General features: G+C 56.0%; 15 protein-coding genes. 5 read left to right on the top strand and 10 right to left on the bottom strand.

Features of this window, described 5'->3' with window-relative positions; all coding sequences use genetic code 11:
* Positions 1–5 precede the first annotated feature (5 nt).
* The 5 genes from F3H58_RS12615 (at position 6) to F3H58_RS12635 (ending at position 6750) form a co-directional block, all read left to right on the top strand.
* Positions 6–1289 (top strand): NAD(P)/FAD-dependent oxidoreductase, encoded by a 1284-nt coding sequence (locus F3H58_RS12615; RefSeq protein WP_149742426.1) that lies wholly within the window; start codon positions 6–8, stop codon positions 1287–1289.
* A complete protein-coding gene (locus tag F3H58_RS12620) occupies positions 1286–1699 on the top strand; it encodes a GtrA family protein (protein WP_149742427.1) in 414 nt (137 codons plus the stop codon). Before F3H58_RS12615 ends, F3H58_RS12620 begins: the two co-directional genes overlap by 4 nt.
* A gap of 96 nt (positions 1700–1795) precedes the next feature.
* The gene (locus F3H58_RS12625; protein WP_149742428.1) at positions 1796–2533 is read left to right on the top strand and encodes a methyltransferase domain-containing protein; all 738 of its coding nucleotides are present in this window, start codon (positions 1796–1798) and stop codon (positions 2531–2533) included.
* Between the two features lie 221 nt (positions 2534–2754).
* On the top strand, positions 2755–5805 hold the full coding sequence (locus F3H58_RS12630; RefSeq protein WP_149742429.1) for a glycosyltransferase: 3051 nt from the start codon (positions 2755–2757) through the stop codon (positions 5803–5805).
* A gap of 30 nt (positions 5806–5835) precedes the next feature.
* Complete coding sequence (locus tag F3H58_RS12635; RefSeq protein ID WP_149742430.1) at positions 5836–6750, top strand: NAD-dependent epimerase/dehydratase family protein; 915 nt, start codon at positions 5836–5838, stop codon at positions 6748–6750.
* Positions 6751–6776: 26 nt separating this feature from the next.
* On the opposite strand, the gene F3H58_RS12640 is transcribed toward F3H58_RS12635, so the two are convergent.
* The 10 genes from F3H58_RS12640 to F3H58_RS12685 form a co-directional block, all read right to left on the bottom strand.
* Complete coding sequence (locus F3H58_RS12640) at positions 6777–7622, bottom strand: glycosyltransferase family 2 protein (RefSeq protein WP_149742540.1); 846 nt, start codon at positions 7620–7622, stop codon at positions 6777–6779.
* Positions 7623–7742: 120 nt separating this feature from the next.
* Positions 7743–8609, bottom strand: a complete 867-nt coding sequence (rfbA, locus tag F3H58_RS12645) for a glucose-1-phosphate thymidylyltransferase RfbA (RefSeq protein WP_149742431.1) — start codon at positions 8607–8609, stop codon at positions 7743–7745.
* Positions 8606–9499, bottom strand: coding sequence for a dTDP-4-dehydrorhamnose reductase (rfbD, locus tag F3H58_RS12650; RefSeq protein ID WP_149742432.1), 894 nt, complete (start codon positions 9497–9499; stop codon positions 8606–8608). Before rfbD ends, rfbA begins: the two co-directional genes overlap by 4 nt.
* 4 nt (positions 9500–9503) lie before the next feature.
* Positions 9504–10559 (bottom strand): dTDP-glucose 4,6-dehydratase, encoded by a 1056-nt coding sequence (gene rfbB / locus F3H58_RS12655; RefSeq protein ID WP_149742433.1) that lies wholly within the window; start codon positions 10557–10559, stop codon positions 9504–9506.
* A gap of 2 nt (positions 10560–10561) precedes the next feature.
* Positions 10562–11131: a dTDP-4-dehydrorhamnose 3,5-epimerase gene (rfbC, locus tag F3H58_RS12660; protein ID WP_149742434.1), complete on the bottom strand. Its 570-nt coding sequence runs from the start codon at positions 11129–11131 to the stop codon at positions 10562–10564.
* 231 nt (positions 11132–11362) lie between these two features.
* Positions 11363–13429 carry an ATP-dependent helicase gene (locus F3H58_RS12665; protein ID WP_149742435.1) on the bottom strand — a complete coding sequence of 689 codons (2067 nt, stop codon included), beginning with the start codon at positions 13427–13429 and terminating at the stop codon, positions 11363–11365.
* A gap of 322 nt (positions 13430–13751) precedes the next feature.
* Complete coding sequence (locus F3H58_RS12670) at positions 13752–14489, bottom strand: ABC transporter ATP-binding protein (protein ID WP_149742436.1); 738 nt, start codon at positions 14487–14489, stop codon at positions 13752–13754.
* On the bottom strand, positions 14486–15331 hold the full coding sequence (locus F3H58_RS12675; protein WP_137454043.1) for an ABC transporter ATP-binding protein: 846 nt from the start codon (positions 15329–15331) through the stop codon (positions 14486–14488). Before F3H58_RS12675 ends, F3H58_RS12670 begins: the two co-directional genes overlap by 4 nt.
* Entirely contained in the window at positions 15318–16217 is a 900-nt protein-coding gene (locus F3H58_RS12680; RefSeq protein WP_149742437.1) for an ABC transporter permease, read from the bottom strand. Before F3H58_RS12680 ends, F3H58_RS12675 begins: the two co-directional genes overlap by 14 nt.
* Positions 16214–17242: an ABC transporter permease gene (locus tag F3H58_RS12685; protein WP_003521789.1), complete on the bottom strand. Its 1029-nt coding sequence runs from the start codon at positions 17240–17242 to the stop codon at positions 16214–16216. Before F3H58_RS12685 ends, F3H58_RS12680 begins: the two co-directional genes overlap by 4 nt.
* Positions 17243–17364: the final 122 nt, after the last annotated feature.

Genomic DNA, 17364 nt, shown 5'->3' on the forward strand with positions numbered 1-17364 from the left:
TACCAATGAGCCGCATTGTGGTGATCGGGGCGGGGGCCATGGGGCTTGCCGCAGCACATCGCGCCGTAAATTTGGGGCACGAGGTCGATTTGATCGAAAGCGACGCGGTAGCCGGTGGAATGGCCGCCCATTTTGATTTTGGCGGATTGTCGATCGAACGTTTTTATCATTTTGTCTGTAAATCCGACGAGCCAACCTTTGCGCTGATGCGGGAACTCGGCATCACCGACCGGATGAAGTGGCGTGGAACGTCAATGGGTTACTTCATGAAGGGGAAAATTCATCCTTGGGGCGATCCGATCTCCCTGTTACGGTTCCCGCATCTGAGCTTGATCGCAAAATTCCGGACGGGGCTTCAAATGTTCCTGACGACGAAAGCGCGCGATTTCTCCAAGATTGAACACAAGACTGCGCGGCAGTGGCTTGAACAGGGTTCCGGCAAAGAAGTGTATGGCACACTTTGGAAGCGTTTGATGGAATTGAAGTTCTACGAGCTTGCCGACGATATTTCCGCCTCCTGGATCGCAACACGCGTGCGTCGTATAGGCAACTCCCGGCGCTCGATATTTCAGGAGGAACTTGGCTATATTGACGGTGGAAGCCAGGTCTTGGTCGATGCGCTTGTCGAAGCCTATATGGAAAAAGGCGGACGCCTGCATCTCGGCGCTGCCGCCGAACGAATAGAATGCGCGGATGGCAAGGTGGCAGGAGTACGGACGAAGGAGCGGTTTTTTCCCGCCGATGCTGTCATTTCCACCCTGCCGACGCCGTTGGTCTCCCGCTTGGTACCTGATCTCCCCGAAGCGTCGAAAAAGAAGTACGATGATATTCGCAATATCGGCGTGGTTTGCCTTCTCTTCAAATTGAAGAAGTCCATCAGCCGCCATTTCTGGATCAATATCGTTGATGACACCATCGAGATACCCGGGCTGATTGAGTTTTCCAATCTTCGCCCCGTGAGCGACACTGTCGTTTATGTGCCGTATTACATGCCGACGACGAATCGCAAATGGAGTTGGACCGACCAGCAGTTCATCGATGAGGCTTTGGGATACATTAAAAAAGTAAATCCCGATGTAAGCGACAACGATGTTATCGAAGCGAAGGTTGGCCGGCTCGCCTATGCCCAGCCAGTTTGCGAGCCAAATTTCTACGATAAATTGCCGCCTGTTCAGACGCCCATTTCGGGGCTCCAGATTGCCGACACTTCCTATTATTATCCTGAGGATCGGGGCATTGCGGAAAGCGTGAGGCTTGGCAGAGCGATGGCTGAAGCCGTGCCGAAATGAGATCGATTTCCGGAATGATCTCATCACCTTTCGTTCGCTTCGTATTGTCAGGTGGTATAGCTGCCGGCGTTAATGTTCTTTCGCGGGCAGCGCTATCCACAATCACCAGCTATTCTGCTGCAATCGTGATAGCCTACCTCATCGGCATGACAACGGCCTATGGCCTCATGAAACTATTCGTTTTCGAGGAATCAGGTCGACGACCTGAGGCGGAATATCTGCGCTTCGGTTTGGTGAACATGGTTGCGTTGGCCCAGGTCTGGCTCGTGAGCGTCGGATTGGCCAGATGGCTGTTCCCACTCGTTGGGTTCGGGTTTCATCCAGAGGCGATAGCGCATGTGATTGGTGTTTTGAGCCCGGTTGCAACGAGTTATTTCCTGCATAAGTACTTTACCTTTTCATCAAGCTGAACCTGTAGAGCGAAAATACCAGGAAGCACGGTGTTTCCGAAAGTAACGCGATACAAGGGATCGTCGGTTTCGATGTTTTTGAAGTGGTGAAAAAAAATGAAATGTGTGGTTTGCGGCAGCGAAGACTTCGTCAGTAACAACGTCATTTGGGACGAGCTAGCTGAGGAATGGGGGATAGATCACCTAGAGCGGTCATATATCGATCGACAACAGGGAACACAGTGTTCGGATTGCGGCTGCAATATTCGCAGCCAAGCGCTTGCACGCTCTATTATGCGTCATTGGTCTTGGAGTGCAAAGTTCGCAGACTTTGTTGTTGCAAGTAAAGATAAAAAAGTTCTCGAACTCAATGAATGCGCACAGCTGTCTAGCTACTTAAAGAGGATGCCTGGTCGTATCCTTGCGGAATATCCAGAGGTCGATATGCATTCGCTCCCATACGCGGATGAAACCTTCGATTTAGTTGTTCATTCAGACACTCTCGAGCACGTCGACAACCCGGTAAAAGCGCTGTCAGAGTGCAGACGGGTTCTGAAACCGGGCGGTCTTTTAGCTTACACTGTTCCCATAATTGTAGGCAGGTTGACCCGCGATCGTACGGGACTGCCCAAGAGCTACCACGGTGCCCCAAGCTCCAATGCATCCGACTTTCTCGTCATCACCGAATACGGAGCTGATGCGTGGAAACATGTCATCGAGGCTGGGTTTGATGAAGTCTCCCTAAGCACTTTCGATTATCCTGCGGGGATAGCAATTAGCGCATCACGATCAAGCGATCAGTCATCCGGCAATTTTTGGTTGGGAAAACTCCTTTCACGAGGAAAAAAGTCGTAAGTTTTTTCTGGATACCCGTCATGGGGAAGGGCCAGTGATTTCTTGAGGTATCTTGCTGTTGGCGTAGGCGTCGGAAAATAAGCGGGTCGTCGGACCGTGCGCGTTATCACCTCATATAAAGCCATTGGTTTTTAGTGGCTGGATCATTGTCTCGACTTGAGCCTGAGAATAGGGTATCGGCCTCAAAACATAATCAGCTACGCATCTTGCCGAGGAAAAATATGGCCGACGATCTTGATTTCACCGGCGAACGCTATCTACCGACAATTGGTGGGAATATCTACCTCGAGCACATGCACCGCTATCATCTGGCGAAGAATTTCGTCAGAGGCAAAGATGTTCTCGATATCGCAGGTGGTGAAGGTTTCGGCTCCGCACTTCTTGCGGAAACTGCCAGGTCCGTGATCGGCGTGGATATTTCAGACGAAGCGGTCCGTCACGCACAGTCGAAGTACAAAGCTGAGAATATTTCCTTCAAGGTTGGATCCTGTGAAGACATTCCCTTGCCGTCGGCTTCGGTGGATGTCGTCATTTCCTTTGAAACGCTTGAACACATCGAGGCCCATGATCGCTTTATGCAGGAGATCAAGCGCGTTCTGCGCGCGGATGGAATATTGATCATTTCCACTCCGGAAAAGTACGCCTACACTGTCGCGACAGGGCTGGTTAATCCCTTTCACGTCAAGGAGCTTTTAAAGTCTGAATTTGACGAACTCCTGGGGCAATATTTTACTCATGTATCGATGCATGGTCAGAAGATCGGTTTTGGCTCAATTATCGCATCTGAAAACCAAGCTACGCGTTTTTTTGAAACGGACTCTAGAAGTGGCGCAACCACAGCGGGTGTCGAATCGCCGATGTACATGATCGGTGTCGCATCGGATCGGCCGGTTGATGATGTGAGCATGAGCGGCGTCTTTTCGCAGGATATTCAAGCGTCCGAACCAGTCCTCAAGCGAGTAGAGTTCGAACAGGCTCACTGGGCCGAAATTCTGATGAAGGACATTGATCAGATTTCGGGCAAAGTCGACGCGCTTCAGCGCAACAACTGGATGAGCCGGGCTTCTTTGACAAAGTTTCTGAAGCGTTTGATTTATACTCGTTTATTGTACGCCTTGTCGGAAGTCAGTGTCTTCAGCACTCGAAGGCGAAAAAGGTTTCTGAAATCGGCTGAAAAGCGCGATCCGATGTTGCTGTCGCGTAAGGTCGATCAGTTCTGCCTCGACTATTATCAGAGGATTGCTTCAAACAGGATTATTGCGGCGAGCCGCTCCAGTATCAGCGCCCAGACCGGCGTGAGGGTGACTGCGATCGTGCCGAACTTCAATCACGCGCGGTATCTTCCTCAGCGTCTGGACAGCATCCTGGCGCAGACCTATCCGCTTATCGATATTCTGGTTCTTGATGACTGCTCCAGTGACGACAGTCGCTCGGTAATCGACGCATATGTCAAGCGTTTCCCTGAGCGTATCAGAGCTGTCTATAATACTGAGAACTCCGGAAATGTGTTCCGTCAATGGCAGAAGGGTCACTCACTGGCAAAAGGTGATTTGGTCTGGATTTGCGAAAGCGACGATTTTTGCGAGCCGACTTTCGTTGAAAGAATGATCAATGCATTTCGTGACCCAAGCGTGATGATGGCGTTCGGGCGAATCCAATTTGCGAATAGTCAGGGAGAGTATTTTGCCGGGCTGGATCATTACCGTGAGGATAGTGAGCCAGGGATCTGGGAAGCGCGCCGGACTCGTCCGGCTGCCGAGTGGTTTCGCGGCGGCTTTGGCGTCAAAAATGTGATTGCCAACGTCGGAGGAAGCCTCTGGCGGCGTTTTGAGATTTCCGATCAGGTATGGGAAGAGGCCAGAAGTTACAAAATCATGGGCGACTGGTATCTCTATTCGGCTATCGCAGCGGGTGGACAGATCGCATACGAGCCGAGTTCTGTCAGCTATTTCCGTATTCACGATAGCAATACGTCCGGTAGCAGCGCTCAATCGAAACCAGAATATTACAAAGAATATGCGCGACTGATGACATCGTTGAAGAAACGATGGGACATTCCAGACGGTACCCTCAAACGCTTTATCGATGTCTGTCGCAGCGTCTCGAAAAGTGCTGGAGTCCAGACCGAAGAATTTCAAAAGCTGGTGAATTACCAGAGCCTTAGTGCGGTCCCGCGTGAACATATTCATGTTCTGGTCGGCATTTTGGGCTTTTCGTTCGGCGGTGGAGAAATATTCCCGATTCACCTCGCGAATGCACTTCGCCGCAAGGGGATCATGGTTTCCATTCTTCAGATGCACGACGCGGACGATCATAAAGACGTGCGGCGTATGCTCGACCCTGGTATCCCTGTCTATACGGCCAATGCGGTTCGCGACATGGGGATAGATAATTTTATCACGAATGCAGGAATCTCGGTGGTTCATTCGCATGTTGCCAATGTCGAAGGGTTCTTGCTCGACGGACAAGGCATCTCAGCCCCCTTTATTTCGACACTGCATGGCTCCTATGAGGCGATGGATGTTTCGACGAGCAGGATCGACCGCTGGAGCAAGAAAATTGATAAATTCGCCTATACTGCCGATCGGAACCTGGGGCCGTTCGATAATCTTCAGATCGGTAAAGAAAAATTCGTAAAAGTAAAAAATGCGATGCCTGTTGATGAAGTAGCGTTCCCCAAAACACGTGCTCAGCTGGGTGTGGCAGAGGATGCTGTCGTATTTTCGCTTGTTGCACGAGGGGCTGAAGGCAAAGGCTGGGTAGAGGCCGTCAGGGCATATCGTTTATTGCGGGAGCGCCGACCTGATGTCCCGATGGCGATGCTTATGGTGGGGGAAGGGCCAGCCACGGACGATGCCAAGCTCTTGGCGGCGACGGACGGGAGTATTCACTTCCTTGGTTTTGTTAAGGAGATTTATGGCCTCTACCGTATTAGCGACGTGGCTCTGATACCGACACGCTTTCCAGGTGAATCTTATCCCCTGTGCTTGATACAGGCGCTTCAAGTTGGGGTCCCTTGCGTGTCCACGGATGTCGGTGAGATCAAAGCAATGTCACAGATCGATGGCCAACAAGCCGGAATTATAATCGCCAATGACAGCGACAACGACCGATTTGTTAATGAATTGAGCAACGCCATGGAAAAAATCTTGGAGAAAGATGTCCGTGACGGCTTTAGAGAAAAAGCGCAAGTCCTTGGAGCGACATATGATATTGATGTACTCGCTGGTGAGTATCTCGATCATTATCGTTCTGTGCTCGCAAGGAAGTGAAGTTGGCAGCAGTAAGGTGGTAGGCTTTTTATGAAGATATTGGTTCTCGGCGGCGGTGGGTTCATCGGTTACCACCTTGTCGAAGATTTGGTAGTCGCGGGACATGAGGTGAAGGTGCTGGGAAGAAGCCGTCTTCCTGGTCGTCCGCTACCGGCAGGTGTACAGTATGTTTCGGGAGAGTTGGCTGATAGCCAGCTGATGCGCGAGCTTCTGGTGGATGTCGGTGCTGTGGCGCATCTTATCAGCGGGACGGTGCCGTCCACGGGCGATAAGGATCCCGGCAAGGATGTTGAGCTTAATCTTCTCGGAACCTTGAGCCTCCTCGAGGATATGGCAGCATGCAATGTAACCCGCATTCTCTATTTGTCGTCGGGTGGAACTGTCTACGGCAAGCCGCAGGAGGTCCCAATTCCGGAGGGACATATACTCGATCCGATATGTTCGTATGGAGTAGTGAAGGTTGCGATAGAGTCCTATCTTAAACTCTATGAGATCAAGGCCGGTATACGTCCTGTTGTGATCCGAGCATCCAATCCTTACGGTCTTTATCAGGGTAACCTGGGCGTCCAAGGCATAATAGGCACATATCTCAACCTTGCCCTGAAGCACCAGCCCATCGAAATATGGGGAGATGGCTCCACAATTCGCGACTATATTCACGTCAAAGACCTTAGCAGCCTATGCGTCACCGCGCTTCTCAGTGACAGGGTCGGCGTCTACAATGGGGGTAGCGGAACGGGGACTTCCGTCCTCCACATCGCGGAAATCGTACAGGAGATTACGGGTAGTCCCATTCCAATAGTCTATAAACCTCATCGAAGCCTCGACGTTCCGGTGTCCGTTCTCGACATAGAGCGGGCAAAAATGGATTTTGACTGGGAGCCAAAGATAGGTTTGAGAGAAGGGATTGCCGGCGTCTGGTCGTGGCTGAAGGAACACGAATAGCCATTGCTACTACGCGCTCGTTCGCTTCATGATTGATGTTTGATAGATTCGACTGCGCCCTTGAGAAATCCGGCGGCCTTGGCGCGCCGGCGGGCTGAGAATAGAGCGCTGGGCGACATGATCAGCGCGAGGGCTTGAGCGAAAGTCGAAAGTCTTGGAAGCGGCCGCTGGTGCTTGATACCGGTATAAATTCTCGATTGCGCCATATGAAACGCCTTGAGCCGAGCGATTTCTGGAGATCGGCCTGACGAGTGCCCCGCCGCGTGGGAAACAAGGGCATCGCGTGCAAATACGAGTTGCCCCAGTTTTGCAAGGCGCAATGATAGGTCATCATCTTCATGATAAAGAAAGATATCTGGATCAAAGCCATCCACCGCGTCGAATTTTTGTTTTGAAACAAAAAATGCAGCCCCGCTCAAAACGGGAACGACGGTATCCACTGCGGGCCAGCCCTTTTTCATATAGCGGCGGCGTGGCAATAACCAAGAACGTCGCTTGAAATATTCACTCCCGTCCGAGTTGGAAATTCGTGGATTAAATGCAACGCCTGACGGGTGACGCTCAATGGCCTCGAGCAGCGCTTCAATCGCGCCTGCAGTCAATCGGGCGTCAGGGTTTAAAAACAGGATCCACGGTGTCTGCGCAACAGCCGCGCCCGCATTGCAGCCGCGGCCGAAGCCCTGATTGTCCTCCAACTGAACAATCTTTATGTTTCTACGGGCAGGGAGCTTCGCAAAACTGTTTGTTTTTCCGTTATCGACGAGAACTATTGGTGATTCGTCAGGCACAGTCGCGATCATGTCCGCTATGAGCGCATCACTCTTATAGCAAACAGAGATCACCGTTACGTCTGAGAGTGACAAATTAGCCATTTTTACTCCAGAGACTAGGCGCGCCATCATGCGTCGACTCGGCAAACTTTGATGAGCTGCTATAGCAGAAGGCGGTAATACCGTTCGCTTTACTCGGTGTGGACGCATGTTTCAGCGCACTTACGAGGAGGCGAGTCTCCTCAGATAAACGCCATAATCGCCTTTGCCGGCATTTTCTGCTAGCGCTGAGAACTCGGATTTCGTGATAAAGCCCTTGCTCAAGGCGATTTCTTCCGGGCATGCAATCTTGAAACCCTGTCGCTTCTCCAGCGTCCGCACAAATTCACCGGCTTCAAGAAGACTCTCTGGCGTGCCAGTATCAAGCCACGCGTACCCGCGCCCCATGATGGATACTTTCAGCTTGCCACGCTCGAGATAGGTTCGATTTACATCCGTAATCTCGTATTCGCCGCGCGCGGACGGTTTGAGATTGGCGGCGATATCGACCACATCGGCATCGTAAAAATAAAGACCGGTGACCGCCCAGTTGGATTTGGGTTTCGCCGGTTTTTCCTCGATGGAGAGGGCGCGCATTTCACTATCGAAATCGACCACGCCATAACGTTCGGGATCGTTCACATGATAGGCGAAGACCGTAGCGCCGTCGTTAACGCTTGTACCAGCCTGCAGAAGTTCTGGTAATCCATGGCCGTAATATATGTTGTCACCCAGGATAAGGCAGGACGGCGAACCCGCCACGAAGTCCGCGCCGATCATATAGGCCTGCGCCAGCCCATCCGGGCTCGGCTGGACCGCATATTCAATGGAGAGACCCCATTTCGAGCCATCACCCAGAAGAGACTGGAAAAGCGGCATGTCATGGGGTGTCGAGATAATGAGAATCTCGCGAATGCCGGCCAGCATCAGCGTGGTCAGCGGGTAATAGATCATCGGCTTGTCGTAGACCGGCAGGATCTGCTTCGAGACCGCCAATGTCATCGGATGCAGGCGCGTGCCACTGCCTCCGGCCAGAATGATACCCTTCATGGCATTTCCTTTTTGCTCTGCGCAAGAGCGGTGACCACCGCGCGCGTTGATGTTTGCCAGCTCGGCAGCTTTATGCCGTAAACCTCTTCCAGCTTGCTGCAATCAAGCCGCGAGTTTGCCGGGCGCCGGGCCGGGGTAGGGTATTGCTCAGTCGTGATGTCGTTGACGACAATGGACTTCCCGCCGTTTTCCGCGGAAAGGGCGAATATCTGTTTCGCGAAATTCGCCCAGTTCGTTTCACCCGTTCCAGACAGATGAAACACCCCACGAAGACGGGCCGAGGAATCTTCCACGAGCTTTCTTGCGATTGTCACGACCGCGGCAGCGATATCGTTGGCCGAAGTAGGGCATCCGAACTGGTCCGCAACGACATTGATTTCGTCGCGGTTCTCGCCGAGCCGGAGCATGGTCTTCACGAAGTTGTTGCCATACTCCGAATAGACCCAAGCGGTCCGCAGAACCACATAATTGTCGGTGGCCTCCGAAACAGCTCGTTCGCCTTCGAGCTTCGAGCGGCCGTAGACGGAAGTGGGGCCTGTCGGATCACTTTCGACATAAGCGGTGTCCTCGGTGCCGTCGAAAACATAATCCGTAGAAAGATGAATGACGGGAATGCCGATGTCACTTGCCGCTTGTGCAACAGCCCTTGCTCCATCCCGATTAACGGCAAAAGCGATATCCTGCTCGCTTTCTGCCTTGTCAACGGCTGTATAGGCTGCAGCCGATACCACGACATCGGGTTTTACCTCGCGTAGCGCCTTCAAAACAGTTTCAGGCTTTGCAAGGTCGAGTTCCGGCCGACCAAGAGGCACGATCTCCAACTCGTCACTCGCCAGTGCCTGGAGGGCGCTGACGACCTGACCATTTTTGCCCGTAACTGCCAGCCGCATTCGCTCAGCCCTTTGTCAGAACGCCGAGGCGTTCTCCGGCGTAAACACCCTCGCGAAGCGGCTGCCACCACCACGCATTGTCGAGATACCATTGCACCGTCTTGCGGATACCGGTAGCGAAGTTTTCCTGCGCTTTCCAGCCGAGTTCGGTTTCGAGCTTGGTCGCATCGATGGCATAGCGGGCATCGTGGCCGGGGCGATCCGTCACATATTTGATAAGCTCGGCATAGGGCTTAGGTTGCGGGCGTAGCTCATCGAGAATGGAGCAGATGCAGTTGACCACATCGATGTTCTTCTGCTCGTTTCTGCCGCCGACATTGTACTTCTCGCCGGCAAGACCTTTCTGGACGATGAGCCACAGGGCGCGGGCATGATCCTCCACATAAAGCCAGTCACGGATGTTCGCGCCGTTTCCATAGACCGGCAGAGGCTTGCCTTCCAGCGCGTTGAGAATGATCAGCGGAATGAGTTTTTCCGGGAAATGGAATGGTCCGTAATTGTTGGAGCAATTGGAAATGACGACCGGAAGGCCATAAGTACGCTGCCAGGCCGTAGCAAGATGATCGCTTGCGGCTTTCGAGGCGGAGTATGGCGACGAAGGGTCGTAGGGGGTTGTTTCTTCAAACAGGCCGTTGTCCCCGAGTGAGCCATAGACCTCGTCGGTTGACACGTGGAGCATGCGGAAATTCGCCTTGGCGTCTTCCGCAAGGCCGCTCCAATATTGGCGCGCCGCCTCCAGCATCGTGAAAGTGCCGTTGATATTGGTTTGAATAAAATCGGCGGCGCCGGTTATGGAGCGGTCGACATGGCTTTCAGCGGCCAGATGCATCACGTAGTCCGGCTGAAATGCCGCGAATGCCTCATTCATCGCAGCCCGGTCACATATGTCGGCCTGAAGAAAGCGGTGGTTCGGCGCATTTTCGATCGGCTTGAGGGACGCCAGATTTCCTGCATATGTCAGCTTGTCGACAGTGAGAACATCCGCGCCAACCTCGCTAACGAGATAACGTACGAGGGCTGAGCCGATAAATCCGGCGCCGCCGGTAACTAGAACGCGCATCATCAGTTCCCAGTGTTTTGGTAGGTGAAATATTCAGGCAATTCCGACAGAAGCGGCTGCTTTGCATCCTTGTCGGAAAGGACGCAGCCTTCCAGCTTCGGCCAGTTGATGCCGATGGCGGGGTCATCCCATTTGACGCCGCGGTCACTGGCTGCGCTGTAAGGGGCCGTCACCTTGTATGAGATGACCGTGTTATCAACGAGCGTCATGAAGCCGTGGGCAAATCCTGCCGGAACCCAAAGCTGCTCGCCATTTTCGGGTGACAGCTCGACAGCCGCCCATTGTCCGAAGGTGGGCGATCCTGTTCTGATATCGACAGCGACATCCAGCAGCCGTCCCCGAATGCAGCGAACGAGCTTGCCCTGTGCAAAAGGCTCTGTCTGGAAATGAAGCCCTCGTACGGTTCCGGCCTGCGCGGAGAGGGATTCATTGTCCTGCACGAACTCCACATCCGCTACATTTTCGCGAAACCAGTCTTTCTTGAAAACCTCGCTGAAGTACCCCCTGCTGTCGCCGAAACGAGCTGGAGTTATCTTTTTCAAGCCTGATATCGAGAATGCTTCTAGTTGCACTATGCGGATCCTGTCTGGTCTGCCTACTCAGGGTGATATGGCTTTATCGGTAGGGACAGTCAATAACGCTTTATTGATCGCCCACACAAGAGCGCCGGAAACTCCATCGAACAGCGTCTGTTTTCACGTTTAGAGAGTGATCGGGTGTCAGAAAGAACCTCCAGAAGTTAAGCCCGCGCCGGCCCCGTCCGTTCGCGCATCGTGGAGGTCGATATTACCGGGACACCGCTCTTACTTCCACATCGCCCGCATCCGCGCACCCACATCGATGCGGATCTGCTGCGCGCTGCGTTCGGAAGCGGCGGCCGACACCAGTGGCCAGGTTGCCGTTTCGAAGAATTGCAGCAATGTCGCCGGGATGAAGCGGGTTCTTGCGGCGTAAACATGCCGGTCGCCCTGCTGGTTCTGCCCGCCGGTGAAGAAGCGTTGCGGCGTGATAAGTGACAGGCTGTCCTTGGCGCGCGTCATGGCGACATAAAGCAGCCGGCGTTCCTCCTCCAGTTCCTGGGTGGTGCCGACCCCGAGATCGGAGGGAATGCAGCCATCGACCACATTCAGGATAAAGACGGAACGCCATTCCTGGCCTTTTGCCGAATGGATGGTGGAGAGGCTGAGATAGTCCTCGTCAAGCAGCGGCACGCCGGCCTGATCGCTGGTGGCGTCCGGCGGATCGAGCGTCAACTCGGTCAGAAAGCGCTCGCGTGAGGGGTAACCGCCGGCGATCTGCTCGAGCTGCAGCAAATCGGCCTTGCGGGTGTCCGCATCCTCATGGATGCGTTCCAGATGCGGTTCGTACCACAGCCGCGCCTGCCCGATCTGGCCCGGCCAGTCGTTCGGCGCCTGTCGCAGGCCCACCAGCATTTGCGTGAAGGCTGTCCAGTCGTCGCCGGTCTTCGGCGGCGGCGGAATTTCGGCAAGGGCAAGCAGCGGCTCGGGGTCTGTCGCAATCGCATCGAGAATATTGCCGGCCTTCTTCGGGCCGATGCCGGGCAGCATCTGTAGCAAGCGAAAACCGGCGACGCGGTCGCGCGGGTTCTGCGCGAAGCGCAGCACGGCCAGCATGTCCTTCACATGGGCGCTGTCGAGGAATTTCAGGCCGCCGAATTTGACGAAGGGGATGTTGCGGCGGGTCAGTTCCACCTCGAGCGGGCCGCTATGGCTGGAGGTGCGGAACAGCACGGCCTGCTGTTTCAGCATCATGCCGGTTTCGCGGTTGGCGAGAATCTGGTCGATGATGAAATTCGCCTGTTCGGTCTCGTCCTTCACCGTCACGAGTTTCGGGCGCTCCAGCGACTGCCGCTCGGTCCAGAGGTTCTTGGTGAACCGCTCGCGCGCCAGATCGATGACGCCGTTGGCGGCCGCAAGGATCGGCTGCGTCGAGCGATAATTGCGGTCAAGCGTGATGATGTCGGCGGCAGGGCTGAAGGAAGCCGGAAAATCGAGGATGTTTCGCACCGTCGCCGCCCGGAAGGAATAGATCGACTGCGCATCGTCACCCACCACGGTCAACCCGCGGCCACCGGGTTTCAGCGCCATCAGCACCGATGCCTGAAGCCGGTTGGTATCCTGATATTCGTCGACCATCACATGGTCGAAGCGGTTGCCGATATCGTCCGCAAGGACGGGGTCGCTGACCATCTGGGCCCAGTAGAGCAGGAGATCGTCGTAATCGAGCACGTTCTGGACCTGCTTGGCCTCCACATAGGCTGCGAACAGCTCTTTCAGTTCGCTCTCCCAGTTGGCGACCCAGGGATAATGCTGGCGCAATATCTCCTTGAGCGGCGTCTGGGAATTCACCACGCGCGAATAGATCGCAAGACACGTACCCTTCGTTGGAAAGCGGCTTTCGGTTTTGGAAAAACCCAGCTCGTGCCGGGCGAGGTTCATCAGGTCGGCGCTGTCCTCGCGGTCGTGGATGGTGAAATCGATGTTAAGCCCGATCTGCTCGGCATAGATACGCAACAGGCGTGCGCCGATGCCGTGAAACGTGCCGGACCAGGCCAGCGCGTCTGTCATGATTGCCGAATTCGCCCCGATAACGTGTTTGCAGATACGCTCGACCCGCCGCGACATTTCCGTGGCGGCACGTCTGGAAAACGTCATCAGCAGGATGCGGCGAGGATCTGCGCCATTCACGATCAGATGCGCAACACGGTGGGCGAGCGTATTGGTCTTGCCCGAACCGGCCCCGGCGATGATCAGCAGGGGTCCGGCCGTGTGCCCTTCCGCCAGCCCAACGCCATGCTCCACCGCCCTGCGTTGCTGTTCGTTGAGCTTTTCCAGATAGGCAACCGCCATGCCAGCAATCCTTAGATAACCTGCCTGTCCCCACGGGTGAGAACCTTGTTCAGAGATGGCAGTCGTCGGAATGTCCGGCCATTGTCTGCCCTGTCGTCGCAATGATTAGCAAAGACTCAAACAGCAATCCAGAACAAATGCTGAACGCATTGTTCCGGTGGTTTGAACGCAGTTGGTGGTGAAATTTATCGGCCCAAAAGATCGCCCGTCCCCTGCCGGCGATTGGCCGCTGCCGGGCAGGCGAAATCGCCGAAATTGCGCCACGGGAGAAGGCGGGGCGGCCGTGGATGGGCCGCCAGGTGTTGCCGTCGGGCGGTGATCGTTACAGGAAACTGCTTTCGAACAGCTCGCCTGAATAGGCCGAATGGGTAACGCCCGCTTCAAGATCGGCCTTGGTCAGCTCATCGACAAAATCGCCGTTCTGCATGACCAGCACACGGTCGCACATATGGGCGATGACCGCGAGGTCGTGGCTGACGAGAACGAAGGTGAGGTCGCGTTCTTCGCGCTGGTCTGCAAGCAGGTTCAGGATTTCCGCCTGGATGGAGACGTCGAGCGCGGATGTCGGCTCGTCGAGCAGCAGGATCGGCGGTTCGAGGATCAGCGCGCGGGCGATTGCCACGCGCTGGCGCTGGCCGCCGGAAAGTTCATGCGGGAAGCGCTCGGCGAAATGTGGGGGCAAGCCCACCTGTTGCAGGGCGGCAGGCACTTTCGACCAGCCATCGCCAAGTCCCATGGCGCGGATCGGTTCGGCGAGAGCCCGGCCGATGCGGTGGCGCGGGTGCAGCGAACCGTAGGGGTCCTGAAACACCATCTGCGCCAGTTTCAGTTCGTCGCGACTGCGGGGCTTGCCGACCGGTTTGCCGTTAAAGCTGATGGAGCCGGTCCAGCCGGCCTCCAGCCCCGCCAGCGACCGCAGCAAGGTCGACTTGCCGCAGCCGCTTTCGCCGACGATGCCGAGCGTTTCACCCCTGTTGACCGTGAGGCTGACGCCGCGCACGACGTGATTGCGGTTTTCCCTTGCGCCGTAGACGACGTCGAGCTTGTCTACCGTGATCATCGCATCACCTCCGCATCGATGGCCTGACGGTCCAGCACCTTGAGACGCCGCACCGGATTGCGGGGATCTGGCATCGCCGCGATCAGGCCCCGCGTATAGGGATGTTGCGCTTCCTCCAGCTTCGTCAGCGTTTCCACGACGCGCCCGCCATACATGACCAAAACGCGCTCACAGAAAGCCGCAACCATGCGGATGTCATGGCTGATGAGGATCAGGCCGGAATTATTCTCGCGCACCATCTCGTCCAGAAGCAAAAGCACATCCTTGCGGACGCTGACATCGAGGGCCGAAGTCGGTTCGTCGGCAATGACCAGCTTGGGCTTGGCGAGCAGCATCATGGCGATCATCACGCGCTGGCCCATGCCGCCCGATATCTGGTGCGGATAAAGCGCCATCACGCGGTCGGGATCGTTGATGCGCACGCGCAGCAACATGTCGCGTGCTGCACCTCTCGCCGCCTTGCCGGTCAGCGCCAGATGCAGTTCGGCGGCCTCCGCCACCTGCTTTCCGATGGGCAGCACCGGGTTCAGCGAATAACGCGGGTCCTGCATGATAAGCGCCATCTCGCTGCCGCGGATCGCGCCCATCTGCCGCTCGGATTTTTCGAGCAACGGTTCGGACAGGAAATCCATCCGCTCCGCCGTCACCGTTGCGCTTTTCGGCAGGAGCCGCATGGCGGCCCGGCCGGTGGTGGATTTTCCGGAACCGGACTCACCGACTATGCCGACCCTTTCGCGCCCGACGTCGAAATTGACGTTGGACACCGCCGGAATGGTGTTGCGGCCGAAACGGACATTGAGGTCGCGGACCGAGAGGATGGGGGAGCTATCAGGAACGGGCATGACGCGGATCCAGAAGGTCGCGCAGCGTATCGCCGGCGATGTTGAAGGCAAGGCTCGTCAGCAGGATGGCGATGCCTGGCATGACGGCGACCCACCAGTAGTCGAGCATGAACTTACGGCCGCTGGAGATCATCGCGCCCCATTCCGGCAGCGGCGGCTGGGCTCCGAGACCAAGGAAGCCGAGTGAAGCGGCCGTCAGGATGATGCCGGCCATGTTCAGCGTCAGGCGAACGATGACCGAGGGAATGCACATAGGCGCAATGTATAGAAAAAGGATGCGCAGCGGCGAAGCGCCATAGAGACGGGCGGCGGCGACGTAGTCGGTATTGCGCACGACAAGCGCTTCCGCCCGAGCAAGACGCGCAATCGGCGGCCACGCGGTCAACGAGATCGCAATGATCGCCGTGCCGAGGCCGGCGCCCATGGCGGCCGCAAAGGCAAGCGCCAGCACGAGCGAGGGGAAGGACAGGACGATATCGGTCGCGCGCATCAGGATCGCGTCGGTTCGCCCGCCGAAGAAACCGGCCATCACGCCAATGGCAAGGCCGATAGGACCGACGATGACCGAGACCGACAGTACCGTCTGGATGGTGATGCGGGTGCCGTAAACAAGCCGGCTGAAAATATCGCGGCCGAATTCGTCGGTTCCGGCGAGATGCGCCCAGCTGGGAGGCTGAAGCGCGTTTTCGAGAGCTTGGCGCGCAGGATCGTAAGGCGCGATGAGCGGAGCGAAAATGGCGACCAGAATCAGAATGGCCAGAATGGCGAAGCCGAACATTCCAAGCGGTTCGTCCGCGAGCTTTCGAAGTGTCCGCACGGTGGTAGTCGAGATGCGCGATAGGGCGCTGGGACGATCAACGGTATTGTTATGCGCGATATCGGTCATCGTGCGGCCTCCCGTGTACGGGGATCGAGCGTGGTGTAGGCCAGATCTGCGAGGAAGTTGAGCAACATGAAAATGAAGCCGATGACGATCGTGGCGGCCAGAATCGCATTCATGTCGCCGATGAGCAGCGCATTCGTCATGTATTGGCCGATGCCGGGCCAGGAGAAGACGATCTCCGTGACCACGGCGCCTTCCAGCAGGTTGCCATAGGAGATAGCCAGCACGGTGATGAGCTGCACGGCGATGTTGGGCAGCACATGGCGCGTTATGGTGCGTGCTGGGCTGACACCCTTGGCCCGTGCCGCGATGACATAATCCTGGCTGAGCTGTTCGAGGGTGAAGGCCCTCGTCATGCGGGTGATGTAGGCCATGGCCATATAGGCGAGGATGATCGCCGGCAGGATGATGTGTCCAAGCGCGTTCCAGAAGATTTCCGTCTCGCCCGCAAGGAGCGTGTCGACGAGCATCAATCCCGTCTTCGGCTCCACAAGGCCTTCGTAAAAGACATCGACCCGGCCGGGCCCCGCGACAAGGTTGAGGTTCGCGTAGAAAATCACCAGCCCGACGATGCCGAACCAGAAGACCGGTATCGAATGTCCCACCAGCGCAAACACGCGCGCGAACTTGTCGATGAAGGTGTCGCGGAAGAGGGCGGCGGCGAGACCGAGTGGGACGCCGACGACCGTCGAGATGATGATCGCCAGCGTGGCGAGTTCGAAAGTGGCGGGGAAAGCCTGCGCCAGATCGCGGGTCACGGGGTTGCCGGTCAGGATTGCAATGCCGAAATCGCCATGCAGCAGGCCGCGCAGATAGATGAAGAATTGCTGGTAAAGCGGCAGGTCGAGCCCCAGCCGCGCTCGCATGGCCTCATAGGCCTTGGGATCGGCAAGTTCGCCGACGATTGCCCCGACCGGATCACTCGGCATGACCCGGCCGATGATGAAGGTGATGCAGAGCAGGATGAAGAGGCTGACGATCAGTTGCAGAAAACGATGTCCAAGCCCGCGCAGTGAGATTTCCGTCATTGCTGGCCGCACTTCCCTGTGAGAACGCTGTCGGCAGTGGAGCCTTTGCACGCTGCTCGCCGCAGACGCGCAATTCTCCTTTGCAAAAACTCTTGATGGTACTTCATCCCAACTCCTCCCTG

The organism is Rhizobium sp. NFACC06-2 (assembly GCF_900101425.1).
Taxonomy (GTDB): Bacteria; Pseudomonadota; Alphaproteobacteria; order Rhizobiales; family Rhizobiaceae; genus Agrobacterium; species Agrobacterium leguminum.

What these genes read in the sequence shown, in the direction of transcription:
- F3H58_RS12620 (WP_149742427.1), top strand. Translation starts at nt 1,286, where the DNA reads ATGAGATCGATTTCCGGAATGATCTCATCACCTTTCGTTCGCTTCGTA.
- F3H58_RS12615 (WP_149742426.1), top strand. Translation starts at nt 6, where the DNA reads ATGAGCCGCATTGTGGTGATCGGGGCGGGGGCCATGGGGCTTGCCGCA.
- F3H58_RS12665 (WP_149742435.1), bottom strand. Translation starts at nt 13,429, where the DNA reads ATGGCGGTTGCCTATCTGGAAAAGCTCAACGAACAGCAACGCAGGGCG.
- F3H58_RS12625 (WP_149742428.1), top strand. Translation starts at nt 1,796, where the DNA reads ATGAAATGTGTGGTTTGCGGCAGCGAAGACTTCGTCAGTAACAACGTC.
- F3H58_RS12670 (WP_149742436.1), bottom strand. Translation starts at nt 14,489, where the DNA reads ATGATCACGGTAGACAAGCTCGACGTCGTCTACGGCGCAAGGGAAAAC.
- F3H58_RS12630 (WP_149742429.1), top strand. Translation starts at nt 2,755, where the DNA reads ATGGCCGACGATCTTGATTTCACCGGCGAACGCTATCTACCGACAATT.
- F3H58_RS12640 (WP_149742540.1), bottom strand. Translation starts at nt 7,622, where the DNA reads ATGGCTAATTTGTCACTCTCAGACGTAACGGTGATCTCTGTTTGCTAT.
- rfbD (WP_149742432.1), bottom strand. Translation starts at nt 9,499, where the DNA reads ATGCGGCTGGCAGTTACGGGCAAAAATGGTCAGGTCGTCAGCGCCCTC.
- F3H58_RS12675 (WP_137454043.1), bottom strand. Translation starts at nt 15,331, where the DNA reads ATGCCCGTTCCTGATAGCTCCCCCATCCTCTCGGTCCGCGACCTCAAT.
- F3H58_RS12680 (WP_149742437.1), bottom strand. Translation starts at nt 16,217, where the DNA reads ATGACCGATATCGCGCATAACAATACCGTTGATCGTCCCAGCGCCCTA.
- rfbB (WP_149742433.1), bottom strand. Translation starts at nt 10,559, where the DNA reads ATGCGCGTTCTAGTTACCGGCGGCGCCGGATTTATCGGCTCAGCCCTC.
- rfbA (WP_149742431.1), bottom strand. Translation starts at nt 8,609, where the DNA reads ATGAAGGGTATCATTCTGGCCGGAGGCAGTGGCACGCGCCTGCATCCG.
- F3H58_RS12685 (WP_003521789.1), bottom strand. Translation starts at nt 17,242, where the DNA reads ATGACGGAAATCTCACTGCGCGGGCTTGGACATCGTTTTCTGCAACTG.
- F3H58_RS12635 (WP_149742430.1), top strand. Translation starts at nt 5,836, where the DNA reads ATGAAGATATTGGTTCTCGGCGGCGGTGGGTTCATCGGTTACCACCTT.